The sequence below is a fragment of the Silvimonas iriomotensis genome (assembly GCF_014645535.1).
GTDB classification, from domain to species: Bacteria; Pseudomonadota; Gammaproteobacteria; order Burkholderiales; family Chitinibacteraceae; genus Silvimonas; species Silvimonas iriomotensis.
In genome coordinates this window covers 206,834-223,225 of record NZ_BMLX01000005.1, presented here as the reverse complement: position 1 = coordinate 223,225, position 16,392 = coordinate 206,834, and the positions used below count along the sequence as shown (strand labels likewise).

The window sequence follows — 16,392 nt, the reverse complement described above, 5'->3', positions numbered from 1 at the left end:
CCATACCCATCATGCGCCGCGCCCCTGAGTTGCTGTTGCCTGCCGGCAACCTTGCCAAACTGAACACCGCCTTTGATTTTGGCGCAGATGCGGTTTACGCCGGTTTGCCGCGCTACAGCCTGCGGGCGCGCAACAATGATTTCCGGCTGGAACAACTGGCACAGGGCATTGAATCCGCCCACGCGCGGGGCAAACAGTTGTTTGTGGCGGCCAATGTCTTGCCGCACAACGCCAAGGTCAACACCTTCCTGGCGGATATGGCGCCGGTGATCGCCATGAAGCCCGACGCGCTGATCATGGCCGACCCCGGCCTGATCATGCTGGTACGCGAAGCCTGGCCGCAGATGCCCATCCATCTTTCCGTACAGGCCAATACGGTGAACTACGCCGGCGTGAAATTCTGGCAAACGCTGGGCCTGACGCGGGTCATCCTCTCCCGTGAGTTGGGGCTGGAAGAAATTGCCCAGATCCGCCAGCAATGCCCGGATATGGAGCTGGAAGTCTTTGTGCACGGCGCGCTGTGCATTGCGTATTCAGGCCGCTGTTTGTTGTCGGGCTATTTCAATCACCGCGACCCCAATCAGGGCACCTGTACCAACGCTTGCCGCTGGGACTACAAAGTGCACAGCGCGGGCGAGAGCGCCTGCGGCGGCGTGCCGCGGCACGATGCGGGGCAGACGGAATATCTGCTTGAAGAAGCCAACCGCCCTGGCGAACTGATGCCGATTGTGGAAGACGAGCACGGCACCTACATCATGAACTCCAAAGATCTGCGCGCGGTGGAACACGTAGCGCGGCTGGTGGAGATCGGCGTGGATTCCCTCAAGGTGGAAGGGCGCACCAAGAGTGCGTATTACGTCGCCCGCACCGCGCAGGTATATCGCAAGGCGATTGACGATGCGGTGGCCGGCAAGGCGTTTGACCCGGCCTTGCTGGCTGATCTGGAAGGCCTTGCCAATCGTGGCTATACCGATGGCTTTTTGCAGCGGCATCACAGCCATGACACGCAAAACTATCTGGACGGACATTCCCGCGCACGCCAGAGTCAGTACGTGGGTGAGGTGCTGAACGTGGTCGATGGCTGGGCGCGGATTGACGTCAAAAACCGGATTGCCGTGGGCGACAAACTGGAAATCATCCACCCTTGCGGCAATCAGGTGATTGAACTGCAAGCCATGATTGATGGCGACGGGCAGCCCGTGACCGTGGCGGCAGGCAATGGCGTGGCGGTGTCGATTGCGCTGCCGGCCACGCTGGACAAAGCGCTAATCGCCCGCCTGCTTTAAGCCCGGGCGGCTGGCGTCAGTCGCGGACGGGCGCGTATTGAGTTCCAGCGGCCCGCACAGGGTCGGGCCCAGTTTGCGGCACGCGTCATTAGCCTGTGCCAGCAAGACCGGGTTGGCCGCGCCCAGCCAGGGTTGCAGCGCTGCGGCGGCAGCAGGCGCGCTGCGCGTGCCGAAATCCATGTACAGATCCAGCCGCTGGCACCAGAACAACTTGATGCTCTGGGCCGGGTTGCCCATGCGCTTCAGTTGCTCATGCGTTGGCGGCGTGCCGGGCAGGCGGTCCCCATGAAAATCAGCCACAACTTCAGGCTGCGCCATATGCCAGCGCTGCCAGCCTGCTTCGATCTCGCTGGTGGCCTCCGGGTAGGTTTGCTCGCAGTCGGCCTTGATGGCGCGGCCCATGGTGTAGGTGTAAAGCGCCATGTTTTCAGCGGGCGAGCGCGCCGGCGAGGCTGCGCTGCAAAGGGTGGTCATGCATAGCAAAACAAGGGCGATCAGACTGCGCGTCATGGTGAGGTCTGGGCGTTTGGGGGCGAATGAGCGACGAGTGTAGAACGCAAAGATGACGACTGGATTGAGGATTTTTTGCCGCGCCGCCGACTGGTTCGCTTCGGCTGGACGAGCGGTTTGGTTATGATGTTTGTCTGACAGACAAGGAGACAAGCATGACTCATCGCGCCACAGACCCGAACGGGCACGGAATCCAGAGCGCGGAGTGGTTCCGGCAAACCTATGGTGAAAACGCCAAAGGCCGCTGCGAAATCTGCGATGCCGAGCTGGCACTGCGCGTGGCGCATCCGCCGCACACGGTCACCCACTTTGCCCACAAAGCCGGTAGCCGTTGCAGCTCGCTGGAGCAATATCGTCACGCCGTATTCAACCTCAAGCCGTCCGCGCTGGATCTGGAAAACGGCAAGCGCCTGCGTGCCTGGGTGCTCAAAGAGCTGTATCCCGTTTACCTGAAAGCGTATTCGCTGTCTGGCCGCAAGCTGGCCTGGGGCGATTTCCAGCGTGCGCTGATTGATGCCAATACCCGTGGCATTTTTGATTACGCCGGCCTTGAAGCGCATTACCTGCCGTACCTGCTGCTGTGCCTGTATCCGGAGCGCTTTCACGACAAGACCACCTACGACAGCATTGACGCCTACTTTGTGCTGCCTGCCGGCATGAAGCACCTGGATGATCTGTGGAACAAAAAAGGTGAGATCAAACAGACCATGTGGAAGGTCTCGCACATTACCCGCCAGTCGCGCCGTGGCGCACCCAAGGCCGTGGAGATGTTTACCGAGATCGAAGCCATTGCCATGGATGACGCGCCGTTCTATATCCCGTCCTGGGTGGCCTCGGCGCAGGCCAAGCTGGAACCCCTGCTGGCGTTCTGATCCATGTGATGCGGCAGGCATGTTTGACCTGCCGCAATCTTTCACCTGCTCCGGGTCAGGTGTTGTACTTACGTCCTAACCCTTATACGTCTTTTGCTTCCTGTCGGTGGGCCGCGTAACGTAACGCAAAACAGGACAAGCGCCGTCCCGCAACCCGATCATTCCAGGGGCATCCGTTACGTGCTCGCTGACCGGCTATCAAGCCCGGCAGCACGTGGCCGGAAGGGTTTGCAAGGGCGGCACAAGAACATACCCGACTCGCAGGAAAATAATCCATGTCTCACCCCGTCAAGCTGGGGCTGATCGGTTGCGGCGTTGCTGCGCGCGAACTGCATTGGCCAGCCTTGCAGGCTGCAGCAGAGGAAGTCGAACTGGTCGCTGTGTGTAACCGCACCGCGCAAAAAGCCCAGCATTTTTCTGCCATGGCCGGTGGGGTGGACTGGTATGTCGGGTGGGAAGAGTTGCTGGCGCGGCCGGATATCGAGGCCGTGGATATTGTCTTGCCAGCAACTGAAAACCTGGTTGCCACGCGGGCGGCGCTCAAAGCCGGCAAACATGTGCTGGTGGAAAAACCGCTGGCCCCCACCGCCGAGCAAGCGCAGGCCATGCTGGAGCTGGCGCAGGCCTGGCCAGACCGGGTCACCATGGTGGCCGAGAATTTCCGCTACGCCGCCGTGTTCGAACGTTTGCGCAACTGGCTGGACTCGGGTGAGGCTGGCCGTCCCTACGCGCTGAACTGGAACGCCATGATGCTCATGCGCGAAGACAACCGCTATCTGGCCAGCGGCTGGCGTTCGTCTGACGCTTTCCCGGGCGGTCTTGTACTGGATGCCGGCGTGCATTACATGGCGGTCGTCCGCGATCTGCTGGGCGATATCGTCCGCGCCACGGCCAGCCCCAGCCAGGTCAACCCGCATCTGGGGCGCTATGACGGCGCCGCGTTTACCTTGCAGACGGCCTGCGGGGCCATTGCCAATATCAATCTGTATTTCTCTGTCGCCGCGCATAGCGAATGGCGCCTGGTGCTGCTGGCCGAAAAGGGCAGCGCGACCTATGACGGCCGCACGCTGATCATTACCGATGCCAGCGGCAAAACCCGCGAATGGCGCCGGGATGACGATGACGGCTACGCCGGCGAGTTGCGCGCCTTTACCCGCGCCATTCGCAGCGGCAAACCGGTTTCCAGCAGTTTTGCTGCCGGCTGGCGCGACATGCTGCCGATCGTGCGGACCATGGCGGTGCCGGGCGAGTGGGTGGATCTGGGCTGAGCCTGGCACGGGCTTGTGGACAGCGCTGTGGATAAGCTGTCGACAAGCCGGTATGGATTGTGGATCAGCACTAGCGCATTGCGTTGATACCGGCTGTGGCCAATGAAACCAGTGCGGCCTGGCTGCGGCGGCCCGCGTTTTCTATGATGGGATAATCGACAGCCCATGGCGCGATGGCCGGCCCTTTGCCGGACCTGCTGTGGCGCTGATCGGCTGGAACGTCAAGCCTTGCAAGAAAAGCGCGACACTCTGCCTGGTCGGGATTGCCAAACTGGTGATCCCCGATGAATATGCATCCATCAGCCAAAGCTCAATTACCTGGTATCCACGCATGAGTAGCAAACCAGCCTGGGCAGAACCTTTGCCGGGCGTCCCCGAGGAAGCCGCCTCGATCTGCCGGTCGCTGTTGCAACAGCGCACGCTGGCCGGGATAGCGGCTTGCCTTGAAGCCGACAAAACGGTCTGGCTGCAGGGGGACTGGGCCTGGTTTGTGCACCGGGATGAAGTCTGGCAACAGATCGCCGGCGTGGATGACTTCCGCGTCTTTGTTGACGCGCTGCATTACAAATATCCGCACAAAGCCATCAAGGACCTGGACGGCCAGGCCTTCTTTACTGGCGACCCGCTGCGCCCGGATGGCTGCCTGATTGTGCGGGGTCAGGTCGATCATTTTGTGGCGATGTGCGCGGCCGAAGTGTTTGGTCGTTCCATCCTCAGCCGCCATGCCGACCACTTGCAAAAGATCACCGAAGCGGTGATCCGCCTTGCTGACCTGGCGGCCAGTGAAACCCAGCTTGATGTGTTCTTGCCGCAAGTGCACGAGGTAATCGGCACGCTGATTGATGCCGAGAACTTTTTTGTCGCCCTGTATGACCCGGTGCGCCAGATGCTGCGCTACCCGTATTTTGTCGACACGCTTGATGAAGACGTGCCGGACCCCAACGAAGACCTGCCCTTTACCCCGGACGAGATCACGCTCACCGGCTGGGTGATCCGCAATGCTGAGCCCTTGCTGATCGACCGCGACGGTATTTTGTACCGCCAGCGCACCGGCAGCCTCGGCGGCGAGGGGCCGGTGGCCGAGTCCTGGATTGGCGCGCCATTGCGGGCGGCCAATGGCGAAGTGATCGGCATGATTGCCGTGCAGACCTACCGCCCCGGTTACCGGTACGACGCAGATGACCAGCGCCTGTTTTTGCTGACCGCCCAACACGTGGGTCTGGCGCTGGAGCGTTTTTTGCGCAAGGCCTGGCTGGAAACCGAGGTCTCCCGCCGTACCGAAGAGTTGCAGCAACTGAACACGCGGCTGGTATCAGAAGTCCTGGAGCGTGAACGGGGCGAAGCGTTGCAACACGCCTTGTTCCAGATTGCGGAGCTCTCGGCGCGTCCGATCGAAATGGCGGATTTTTACGGGCAGATCCACGCCATCATCAGCACGCTGGTTTACGCCAAAAACTGCTTTATTGCGCTGCATGACGAAGAAACCGATATCGTCAGCTTCCCGTATTTTGTCGATAGCCTGGAAACCACGCCGGCCCCGCGCAAGGCCCAGCGCGGGCTGACCGAATACGTGATCCGCCAGCGCAAACCGGTGCTGGTAAACCGCACGCGCGCCTCTGAACTGGCACTGGCCGAAGAAATCGACCAGCGTTTTTTGAACCGTGACGACAACTTCACCTGGTGGCTGGGTGCGCCACTCTTTGAGAGTGATACCGTCTGCGGCGTGATCGTTATCCAGATTTACGAGGGTGACATTGAATTTGGCGATACCGAAGTGGCGTTGATGACGTTTGTCTCGCACCACATTGGTAACGCACTGGCGCGCAAACGCAGTAGCGACCGGCTGCATGTGACGTACCTGGAACTGGAAAAGCGCGTGACCGAGCGCACCCAGGACCTGGATTCGGCCAACCTGCGCCTGCAATACGAAAACCGGCACGATGCGCTGACCGGCATCGCCAACCGCAATTACTTCATGCATGAGCTGGACGCCGCCTGGCGCGGCTTTGGCGTGTCCGAAGAGCCGTTTGCGGTGATCTTTGCCGACATGGACCGCTTCAAGCACATCAACGATACCTTCGGCCATATCGAAGGCGACGCGCTGCTGATCGAAGCCACCCGGCGCATTCAGTCCTGCCTGCGCGAAAACGACTTGCTGGCGCGGCTGGGCGGCGACGAATTCGCCATCCTGCTGCCCGGCGTGCGTGATCCGGCTGCTGCCACGACGGTCTCGCAACGCATTCTGGACGCGTTTGACCACCCGATCCTGCTGGCGCGACAGTCCATCTTTGCCAGTTGCTCGCTCGGCATCGTCATGGCCGAACCGCAATTGCACCAGACCCCGCAAGACCTGCTGCGCGATGCCGACGCCGCCATGTATATGGCCAAGGCGCGCGGACGCGACGGTTATGTGTTGTTTACCGGTGACCTGCGCGAACAGGCGGGGGATTTGCTGGAGCAGGAAACGCGTTTTCGCAATGCGCTCAAAGGGCAGGACGCCATCGTGCCGTTCCTGCAGCCCATTGTGGATTGCAAGAAAGGCGAGGTGGTGGCGTTCGAGGCGCTCATGCGCTGGCGCTGGCGTGACGGCAGCTGGACCATGCCGGCACAGTTGCTGGCGGTGGCAGAGAACACCAAGCTCATCACCCGGCTGGATTACTACATGCTGGACTGGCTGTGCCGCTGGCTGGCCTCCGTGCCTGATACCTGGCCGCCGATCCACCTGAACTGGTCGGGCTTGTCGCTGGTGCAACCCAACTGCGCGCAGACCATTCTGGATCGCATGCGCTCGTTTGGTATCCGCCCTGAGCGCTTGCAGATTGAAGTGACCGAAGGCGCACTGGTGGCCGACCCGGTTCAGGCCAACAACACCATGCAGGCGCTGCAAAGCGCCGGCGTAAAGGTGGTGCTGGACGATTTCGGCACCGGCTATGCCTCGCTCTCTTATCTGCATCACTACCAGTTCGATGCCATCAAGATCGACAAGAGCTTCATGCTCTCGCTCGATAGCGACCCCAAGAGCGCGGCCATTGTGCGATGTGTGATCCAGCTGGCGCAGGCCATGAATCTGGAAGTGGTGGCGGAGGGCGTGGAAACGTTGGGTACGGCCGATCAGTTGCGGGCGATGGGGGCGACCAGGCTGCAAGGGTTTCTGTTTGCCCGGCCGATGCCGATTGGCGATATCGATCTGGACAAACTGGCCCGCGAAATCCAGGGTACGTGTGCCAAAACCTGGGCGCTGGACCTGGTGGAAGTGCGCTAGGCACGCTGACGCCACCCAACAAAAAGCCCGACTACACGTCGGGCTTTTTGTTGGGCTTGCGGCGGCTTAAACGCGATAGCGTTCTACTTCGCGCTGCATGTCACCAGCCAGTTGATGCAATTGCTGTGCCGCGCCGGCCGTTTGCTTGGCCGATGCGCTGTTGCCTTCGGACATCTGCGCAATGCGTTCCACCAGTTGCGCAATATTGCTGCTGGCGGCGCTTTGTTCCTGAATGGCGGTACTGATGTCGTCCACGCGTTCCACCACATCGTTGGCGCCACGGCGGATTTCCACAATGGCCTGGCCGGCTTCACGGGCGTGACCCACGCCGTCTTCCATGCGCGAGACCACTTCCTGCATCGACGAGACCGCGCGCAGTGCGCCGTCCTGGATCGAGCCGACCGTGGCAGAGATTTCCTGGGTGGAGGCAGACGTGCGCTCTGCCAGCTTGCGCACTTCATCGGCCACCACGGCAAAGCCGCGGCCTTGCTCGCCAGCGCGGGCAGCTTCAATGGCGGCGTTCAGGGCCAGCAGGTTGGTCTGATCGGCGATCTCCTTGATCACCTTCACCACGGCGTTGATCTCGCCCGACATGGTCTGCAGGCTGGTGATTTCATCGGCCGCAGTGCGTACCGTGCCGGCAATGCCTTCAATGCGGCTGACGGTGGATTCGATCACCTGCGAGCCGGTCTTGGCCAGCTTGCCGGATTCACGCGACAGCTCGTTGGCCTCGCCCGCGCGGTCTGCCACGTGGTTGATACTGACGGTCACTTGCTGCACGGTGGCTGCCATATTGCTGGCGGCCTCGCTGGTGCTGCTGGCGTTGCCGGACATCTCTACGGCGTTGCGCGACATATCCGTGGCAGCGCCGGCCACCTGGCGAATCTGCTGGCTGATGCCCTGCAGGCTGCCTTGCAGGCCATCGAGCAACTGGTTGAAGGCGCGCACTGCAGCGCCGATCTCATCGTTGCGGCCAACCGGCACGCGCTGGGTGAAGTCCAGATTGCGCTGCACATTGATAAACGCTTGCTTCATGGCCGCCAGCGGACGGCGGATGGCGCCATACATCACCACGCCGCCGACGATCAGGATCAGCGTCGCCAGCACGATCACGGCAATGAACTGGATCTGCGCATTGCGGTGACGGCGGTCGATCTCGGCCTGTTCTTTCTGGGCGCGGTCGATGTTATAAGCCGATACCTTGTCCAGTTTCTTCTCGACTTCGATCGACAGATCACGCCCTTGCGAACCGGCCACGGTCACGGCGGTGGCGTTGTCGCCCGCTTCAGAGGCCTTCATGACCTGATCGAACACGGTGTGCAGATTGGCCAGCGATGTCTTGAATTCTTCAAAGCTGGCTTTTTCGCCGTCGTCGAGCACGTGGCTCTTCTCGTAAGCGCTGACCTGCGTTTGCAGTTTGGTGCGCGTGTCCAGAATGCCCTTGTTGATGGCCGTGCGGGTGTCCGGGTTCTGTTCCAGGATCAGTCGCCCCAACTGGATCTGCTCAACCTTGTACTGGTTGTTCAGATCGTTGGCGATCAACAGGCTGTCGATGTCATCGTTCATCAGCCGGGTCACCCCCGACTGGATCTGCGCAAACTGATACAGACCGGTGGCACCGATCGCCAGCACAGCTGCCAGCGCAATGGCAATCATTGCAATCAAACGATGGCCAATACTCATGTTCTACTCTCCATATTCTTTTTGGCTTACATATTGCCGCCAGTCTCTTGCCGGACCGTGTGCAGTAAGTCGTACCCGATGTGAACTCGTCACTGAACAAACCACCGCTTGATGACAAGTGGCGTAATGCCCCTTGTTTTGCAGGGTTTCGCCAGCGCGAGATTCCAAAAGCTAAAGCAGTGCGGCCGTCCGGGCAAGGGGCTTGCAATCGTGTGCAACACCATCCGGACAGGCGGACTGTTTCGCTACTGTGCTGCGTTCTTTTCTGAATAGGCAAGTCAGGTGTTTTGTGGATCAACAGCAAATGCTGATCAGGTCTGGGGCAGGGAGCGCCTACCGGCCATGTCGTTTGCATCTCTCAAACATCAGACGCCGCAGTGCTAAGATAGGACACGTTTACCCCTCTGTTTTGGCCTTTTGGAGCAACCTTGGACGAAGCGCGTAGCAAGCAGGCCCGTCACTTTTCCATGATCCGCGGTTTTCATCTGGCCGACTGGATCACCCTCGCCAATGCCCTGTGCGGCACCGGTGCGCTGTTTTCTGTCATGACTTATCTGCAACAGCAAAGCCCGGAACATCTGTTGATTGCCTGCGGCCTGATTCCGCTGGCGCTGTTTTTCGACATCCTGGACGGCCAGGTCGCGCGCTGGCGGCATGCCCAGTCGGCACTGGGGCGTGAGCTCGATTCGCTGGCCGATGTCATCTCTTTTGGCGTGGCCCCGGCCGCCATTGCCTACGGCGCAGGCATGCAGGGCATGTGGGATCGCATTGTGCTGGGCTATTTTGTGGCCTGCGGCGTCAGCCGGCTGGCCCGGTATAACGTCACCGCCGAACAACTGAAAGGTGAATCCGGCAAGGTGCGTTATTACGAAGGCACACCCATCCCGACCTCGCTCTTGCTGGTGCTGGTGCTGGCCGTTGCCGCCTGGATGGGCGCGCTGGGTGATGCGCTGTGGCTGGGCGTGGTGCATATCGGCCCGTGGCAGATGCATCCGCTGGTGCTGATGTTTGCGCTGTCCGGTTCGCTGATGATCAGCCGCACGCTGCGCATTCCCAAGCCCTGAGCGTCCGGTGTACAGGCTTGATTTTGCTGGTAATGCCCCGAACATGACTAACACGGTATAATCAGCTTCTTTTGGGGTACTCACATGCCAATTTATGCTTATCGTTGTAGCGCCTGCGGGTATCAGAACGATCACATGCAGAAGATGTCAGACCCACTCCTGACCGAGTGCCCGTCCTGCCATGCCGGTAGCTATGAAAAGCAGGTAACCGCTGCGGGTTTCCAGCTCAAGGGTACAGGCTGGTACGCCACCGATTTCAAAGGCGGCGGCGGTGGCACCTCAGTGACGGCACCGTCTTCTGCGGCTGCGGACAAACCGGCGGCAGAGCCCGCTGCCGCGGCATGCAGCCCCGGTTGTGCGTGTCACTAAGCCTGCTTTGGCCGGCAAAACTGAATGAATTTGGCGCCCTTTGGCGCAAGGCTTGATCCTGAATGGCGCATTTCAAGAAATACCTGTTGACCGGCCTGCTGGTGTGGGTGCCGCTGGGCATCACGCTGTGGGTGCTGAATCTCATCATTGGTACGCTGGATCAACTGGGCACGTTGCTGCCACAAGTGGTGCGGCCTGACTTCTGGCTGCTCAAGCTGATTGCGCCGTATGCGCCGTTCCTGGGTGGTGCGCACCATATTCCGGGTTTCGGTGTGGTGCTGACCGTGCTGGTGGTGCTGGTAACGGGCATCATCGCCACCAATGTGCTGGGCCGTCGGCTGTTGCAGATTGGCGAGTTGCTGCTGAACCGCATTCCGATCGTGCGTTCTATCTACTCCAGCGTCAAACAGGTGTCGGACACCGTTTTTTCGGATTCCGGCCAGGCGTTTCGCAAGGCATTGCTGGTACAGTTTCCGCATCAAGGCACGTGGACTGTCGGTTTCATGACCGGCGCGCCCGGTGGCGAAATTGCCGACCATCTGGGTGACGATCTGGTATCGGTGTTTGTGCCGACCACGCCAAACCCGACGTCCGGTTTTCTGTTCATGGCCCGCCGTGCGGATGTGCGTGAACTGAGCATGAGCGTGGATGAAGCGCTCAAATACGTGATTTCCATGGGCGTCGTACAGCCCTCCGGCCGCACCGTAGCCGCGCCGCCCAGTGCGACGGTTGCCGCGCCCGTTTAAGCAAGTTGCGCCGTTGTTTGCCGTATCTGTCCGGCCAGTTATCAGACTGGCCGGCTTTTGTATTTTGTAGTGACTGGTTTTTTGCTTTAAAGACAGATATTCATTGACCCGGTATTTACCGAAAAACAGGTTCAGAAAATGATGCGTACCGATTACTGTGGCTTGATCGACAAGCGATTCCTCGGCCAGACCGTAACCGTGAAAGGCTGGGCTCACCGTCGCCGTGACCATGGCGGCGTGATCTTCATCGACCTTCGTGACCGCGAAGGCCTGGTGCAAGTCGTGTTTGATCCGGATACCCCGGAAGCCTTCAAGACCGCCGATGCCACCCGCTCTGAATACGTGCTGGAAATCACCGGCGTCGTGCGGGATCGTCCGGCCGGTACCACCAACAAGAATCTGGTCTCTGGCGAGATCGAAATCCTGGCCAAGGACATCAAGGTTCTGAATAGCGCCAACACCCCGCCGTTCCAGATCGACGACGAAAACCTGTCGGAAACCGTGCGTCTGCAAAACCGCGTGATCGACCTGCGTCGCCCGGCCATGCAAAAGAACCTGCGCCTGCGCTACAAGGTGGCGCTGCTGGTGCGCAACTTCCTCGATAGCCGTGGCTTCATCGACGTTGAAACCCCGATGCTGACCCGCTCCACGCCGGAAGGCGCACGTGATTACCTCGTGCCCAGCCGCGTGCATGACGGCATGTTCTTCGCGCTGCCGCAATCGCCCCAGCTGTTCAAACAGCTGCTGATGGTGGCCGGTTTCGATCGTTACTATCAGATCACCAAGTGCTTCCGTGACGAAGACTTGCGCGCTGACCGTCAGCCTGAATTCACCCAGATCGATATCGAGACTTCGTTCCTGAACGAAGACGAAATCATGGACATCACCGAAGACATGGCCCGCCATGTGTTCCAGGAAGCCATTGGCGTGGATCTGGGCAAGTTCCCGCGCATGAAGTACGACGACGCCATGTTCTACTACGGCTCTGACAAGCCCGATATGCGCATCTCGCTCAAGTTCACCGAACTGACCGATGTGATGAAGGACGTGCCGTTCAAGGTCTTTGCCGGCGCAGCCAATTCGGACAACGGCCGCGTGGTTGGCCTGCGTGTTCCGGGCGGTGCGGCATTCAGCCGTTCTGAAATTGATGCCTACACCCAGTTCGTCGGCATCTATGGTGCCAAGGGTCTGGCCTACATCAAGGTCAACGACAACACCAAGCTGAACGAAGAAGGCCTGCAATCGCCGATCGTCAAGAACCTGACGCCGGAATCCTTGAAGGCCATCGTTGAGCGCACTGAAGCGCAAAACGGCGACATCATCTTCTTTGGCGCAGACAAGATCAACGTCGTGAACGAAGCCATTGGCGCGCTGCGTCTGAAGATCGGTCTGGAGAAGGGCGAAGCTGGCGGCTTTTTTGTGCGCGAATGGCGTCCGCTGTGGGTTGTCGATTTCCCGATGTTCGAATACGACGAAGACGGCAAGCGCTGGAACGCGTGTCACCACCCGTTCACCAGCCCCAAGGCCGAACACCTGGAACTGCTGGCGACCCAACCGGGTGCTTGCCGCGCCCGCGCGTACGACATGGTGCTGAATGGTTGGGAAATCGGTGGCGGCTCGATCCGTATCCACCGTGCCGACGTGCAATCGACCGTGTTCGACGCACTGGGTATCGGTGCAGAAGAAGCCCAGAACAAGTTCGGCTTCCTGCTGGATAACCTGCAATACGGCGCGCCTCCGCACGGTGGCCTGGCCTTCGGTCTGGACCGTCTGGTGACGTTGATGGCCGGTGCCGAGTCGATCCGTGACGTGATCGCCTTCCCGAAGACCCAGCGTGCGCAGTGTCTGTTGACCAACGCCCCGAACGCTGTCGACGAAAAACAACTGCGCGAACTGCACATTCGTCTGCGCAATCCGTCGCCGACCGCTTGAAGCTGACCAATGGCTAAAACAGCCATTTAAAACGGTTTGCGGCGCAAGCTGACAGCAAACTTGTTGCGAAAACGCCAGAGATGCTTACACATCTCTGGCGTTTTATTTTGTTTAACACATAATTGCGTCATTCCAGTTAATGATCATTGTCAGACCACTGAATGGATCGACTGCTTTTCAACATGATTCACCGTTGCGGGCACAGACAGCTGCCAGGGTCGTCTGCTTTTGATCGCCACGAAGCCCGCTTTATCCGCGCGGCTTTTTCCTGCCCACATTGCCTTGCCGAACTGGCGCGCCGCTCAATGCTCGATACCCGTGTATTCGTCAACCTGAGACAACTGGCTTCTGGTGGACTTGCTTTTGTGATCGAGGTGGCCGATGCCTCGGACGAACTGGGCGAATTGCTCGCCAGTACCGGTTATCGCAGCAATCGCAAGACGCTTGACGAGATTTCCCCAGGCGTGCGCGGGCTGCTGAACGATGACCGGTTCTGGAGCAAGGAAATGTGTTTTGCCAGCGACGCTGATCCACGCCAGGTGGTCGAAATCATTGACCGGGTGAAACTGGAAATGACCTGGCTGGAGCCCTATCTGCCGCTGGGGGCAGAAGCCATCGAGTACTGTACGTTCCCGCTCTGATGCCCGTCCGGGCATTTGCGCAAATCGTCAGTCCCGACGGCTTGCGTGTCAGATTTCCTGCTTGAGCAAAATACGCCAGATTTTGTGCACGGCGGCCAGCGGCGCTGCCAGCCCCATGAATTCTTCCTCGGTCGGTTTGTGACCATTCAACCGGCTCTTGTGTTGCAATCGCCGCAATTCGCGATAGCAATAGCGCGCCGCCTGGGCATCTTCCGTATCAATCAGCCCGTGGCCGGCGGCAGTGGCCAGCAGGGCAATGTTGCCGCGGTTGGCGGTCAGGTCGGCATACCGGGCGGCAAAGCCCAGGACCAGGAATTGCACAATGAACTCGATGTCGACAATGCCGCCACGGCAGTGTTTGACGTCTTCGGCGCGGGCAGGGTGGGTTTCCAGCATGCGCTCGCGCATGGTGACCACTTCGCCTGCCAGGCTGTCCACATCCCGCTGGCGGCACAGGATTTCAATGCGGATCTCTTCAAAGCGCTGCCCCAGCGCGACATTACCGGCGGCATAGCGGGCACGGGTCAGCGCCTGGTGTTCCCACATCCACGCCGATTCATTCTGGTACTGCAAGAACGCCTCAATGCTGGATACCAGAAAGCCCGATGAGCCATTCGGGCGCAAGCGCAGATCAACCTCATACAACTGGCCAGCAGAGGTCAGGGCGCTAAGCCAGCTGACAATGCGCTTGGCGTAGCGGGCATAGATTTCAGCGGCATCCGGGTGCGGATCGTTATACAGGAACACCAGGTCCAGATCAGAGCCATAGCCCAGTTCTTTGCCGCCCAGTTTGCCGTAGCCAATGATGGTGAAGACCGGGGTTTCGGTGTGGCGGGTGCTCATGTCGCGCCAGGCTTCTTCAAGCGTGACAGACAGGCACAGGTCCGCCAGATCGGACAAATGATCCGACAGGCTTTCCAGCGGCAGATTGCCGGCAATGTCCTGCGCCACCAGCCGGAACACCTGGGTGTGCTGGAAATGGCGCAGCACATCCATGCGCGCTTCGGTGTCGTCCAGATGATCTTTCATCTGCGCGCGCAACTGTTTGCCGGCCTCGGCCCAGTCCGGGGCTTGATACAACAGGCGCACGTCCAGCAGTTCATCAAGCAGGATCGGGTGGCGCGTCAGGTACTCGGCCACCCACGGGCTGGCGCTGTACAAGCTGGCCAGCCGGTTGAGCGTTTGCGGGTGTTCGGCCAGCAAGGCCAGGTAGGATTCGCGGCGGCCGATGCTCTCCAGTAAATCCAGAATCCGCAGAAAGGTCGTATCCGGGTTGGGGTAGCCGGCCGCGACTTCCAGCAGCGCCGGCAAAATGGCGTCCATGCGCTGGCGGCTGCGCTCTGACAACTGCTGATAGCGGCTGCTGGCTTGCATGCCGGCAAGGCGGCGGTGGATTTCTGTGGCGTTCTGATAGCCCAGGTTGGCCAGACCCTCATCAACCCCATCGCCATCGTCCTGCACGCTTTGCCACAGTTCTGATTGGGGGTGGCTTTCATCCTCGGCCTGGGGCGAGACAAACACTTGCTCGAAATGCCGGGTGACCGAATTGCGGATTTGCCCAAGGCGCGCGCTGAAGGCGGCCCAGTCCGGATACCCCATGCTGCTGGCAATGCGGGCGCAGTCTTGTTCGCTGGTCGGCAGCATCTGGGTCTGCGCATCGTCGATATACATGATGCGGTGTTCCAGATTGCGCAAAAAGGCGTAGGCGGTGGTCAGTTCTTCGACCGCCTCTTGCGGCAGCAAGCCTTCGCGCCCCAGTTGCGTCAGGATGGTGCGGGTAGGGCGTTCTTGCAGAAAACGGTCACGCCCGCCACGGATCAGCTGGAATACCTGGCCGATGAATTCGATCTCGCGGATGCCGCCCGGCCCCAGCTTGATATTGTCGAGGCGATCCTTGCGCGTGACCTCATGGCGAATCTGGCTGTGCAATTCCCGCATGGAGCGGTAGGCGCCGAAATCCAGATATTTGCGATACACAAACGGGCGCACCAGTTGCATCAGCGCTTCGCCATCGCCAGACAACGGGCGGCCCTTGATCCAGGCGTAGCGTTCCCATTCCCGGCCCTGGGTGAGCAGGTAGTTTTCCAGCGCGGCAAAGCTGGAGGCCAGCGGGCCGGCATCACCAAACGGGCGCAGGCGCATATCCACCCGGAACACGAAGCCATCATCGGTCTGCTGGCCGATCCACTGGATCAGGGCCTTGCCCAGCATGGCAAAGTACTCGTGGTTGCTGATCTTGCGATCACCGTTGGTTTCGCCGTCTTCCGGGTAGACGAAGATCAGGTCGATATCGCTGGAGACATTGAGTTCGCGCCCGCCCAGCTTGCCCATGCCAACCACGATCAGTTGCTGCACCTGGCCGCTGTCTTCGCCGATCGGATCGCCGTAACGCGCCTGCAGCGGTTTGCTGGCAGCGGCAAGCACGGTTTCGATGGCGACTTCGGCCAGATCGCTGACGACGGTCACGGCTTCATCCAGGTCAGACAAACCGGCCAGTTCGCGCCCGATCAAGCGGGCCATGACGTGTGTACGCAACAGTCTGAGCGTTCGTTTGGCGGTCTCTTCATCCTGACTGGCGCACTCGGCAACAAAGGCTTGCATGTCGGCGCGACTGAACGGTTGTTGCAGTGCGGCGGCGGTTTCGGCCTCCAGCCCGCTGTAACGGGTGAACAGGCGTTGCAGGAAACGACTATGTTCAACAGCGGGGGCCAGCGTGGTATGTGTCACAGCGTACATGTTCAATCTCTTGAGGCCTGACG

At 60.1% G+C, this 16,392-nt stretch carries 12 protein-coding genes; 9 read left to right on the top strand and 3 right to left on the bottom strand.

Features of this window, described 5'->3' with window-relative positions; all coding sequences use genetic code 11:
- The first annotated feature begins 11 nt into the window (after window positions 1–11).
- Entirely contained in the window at window positions 12–1,286 is a 1,275-nt protein-coding gene (gene trhP, locus IEX57_RS16880; RefSeq protein WP_188705689.1) for a prephenate-dependent tRNA uridine(34) hydroxylase TrhP, read from the top strand.
- Here trhP and IEX57_RS16875 read toward each other — a convergent pair.
- A complete protein-coding gene (locus IEX57_RS16875; RefSeq protein ID WP_188705687.1) occupies window positions 1,266–1,796 on the bottom strand; it encodes a hypothetical protein in 531 nt (176 codons plus the stop codon). The genes trhP and IEX57_RS16875 overlap by 21 nt on opposite strands.
- Window positions 1,797–1,951: 155 nt before the next feature.
- Here IEX57_RS16875 and IEX57_RS16870 point away from each other — a divergent pair, with 155 nt between their 5' ends.
- From IEX57_RS16870 to IEX57_RS16860, 3 genes are all read left to right on the top strand, one after another.
- Window positions 1,952–2,668, top strand: a complete 717-nt coding sequence (locus IEX57_RS16870) for a hypothetical protein (RefSeq protein WP_188705685.1) — start codon at window positions 1,952–1,954, stop codon at window positions 2,666–2,668.
- 275 nt (window positions 2,669–2,943) lie between these two features.
- Window positions 2,944–3,936 (top strand): Gfo/Idh/MocA family protein, encoded by a 993-nt coding sequence (locus tag IEX57_RS16865; protein WP_188705683.1) that lies wholly within the window; start codon window positions 2,944–2,946, stop codon window positions 3,934–3,936.
- A gap of 331 nt (window positions 3,937–4,267) precedes the next feature.
- Window positions 4,268–7,198 carry a sensor domain-containing diguanylate cyclase gene (locus tag IEX57_RS16860; protein WP_188705681.1) on the top strand — a complete coding sequence of 977 codons (2,931 nt, stop codon included), beginning with the start codon at window positions 4,268–4,270 and terminating at the stop codon, window positions 7,196–7,198.
- Between the two features lie 66 nt (window positions 7,199–7,264).
- Here IEX57_RS16860 and IEX57_RS16855 read toward each other — a convergent pair whose 3' ends face one another.
- Window positions 7,265–8,881, bottom strand: coding sequence for a methyl-accepting chemotaxis protein (locus tag IEX57_RS16855; RefSeq protein ID WP_188705679.1), 1,617 nt, complete (start codon window positions 8,879–8,881; stop codon window positions 7,265–7,267).
- A 428-nt stretch (window positions 8,882–9,309) separates the two neighbouring features.
- Between IEX57_RS16855 and pssA the strand changes: the two genes are divergently transcribed.
- The 5 genes from pssA to IEX57_RS16830 all read left to right on the top strand — a co-directional run bounded on the left by pssA (window position 9,310) and on the right by IEX57_RS16830 (window position 13,633).
- On the top strand, window positions 9,310–9,945 hold the full coding sequence (pssA, locus tag IEX57_RS16850; RefSeq protein WP_229709076.1) for a CDP-diacylglycerol--serine O-phosphatidyltransferase: 636 nt from the start codon (window positions 9,310–9,312) through the stop codon (window positions 9,943–9,945).
- A gap of 84 nt (window positions 9,946–10,029) precedes the next feature.
- Window positions 10,030–10,314, top strand: a complete 285-nt coding sequence (locus IEX57_RS16845) for an FmdB family zinc ribbon protein (protein WP_188705678.1) — start codon at window positions 10,030–10,032, stop codon at window positions 10,312–10,314.
- 62 nt (window positions 10,315–10,376) lie between these two features.
- Window positions 10,377–11,060: a DUF502 domain-containing protein gene (locus IEX57_RS16840; protein ID WP_188705676.1), complete on the top strand. Its 684-nt coding sequence runs from the start codon at window positions 10,377–10,379 to the stop codon at window positions 11,058–11,060.
- 141 nt (window positions 11,061–11,201) lie between these two features.
- Window positions 11,202–12,992: an aspartate--tRNA ligase gene (aspS, locus tag IEX57_RS16835; protein WP_188705764.1), complete on the top strand. Its 1,791-nt coding sequence runs from the start codon at window positions 11,202–11,204 to the stop codon at window positions 12,990–12,992.
- A 305-nt stretch (window positions 12,993–13,297) separates the two neighbouring features.
- Window positions 13,298–13,633 (top strand): hypothetical protein, encoded by a 336-nt coding sequence (locus IEX57_RS16830; RefSeq protein ID WP_188705674.1) that lies wholly within the window; start codon window positions 13,298–13,300, stop codon window positions 13,631–13,633.
- 48 nt (window positions 13,634–13,681) lie between these two features.
- On the opposite strand, the gene glnE is transcribed toward IEX57_RS16830, so the two are convergent.
- Window positions 13,682–16,369 carry a bifunctional [glutamate--ammonia ligase]-adenylyl-L-tyrosine phosphorylase/[glutamate--ammonia-ligase] adenylyltransferase gene (gene glnE / locus IEX57_RS16825; protein WP_188705672.1) on the bottom strand — a complete coding sequence of 896 codons (2,688 nt, stop codon included), beginning with the start codon at window positions 16,367–16,369 and terminating at the stop codon, window positions 13,682–13,684.
- Window positions 16,370–16,392: the final 23 nt, after the last annotated feature.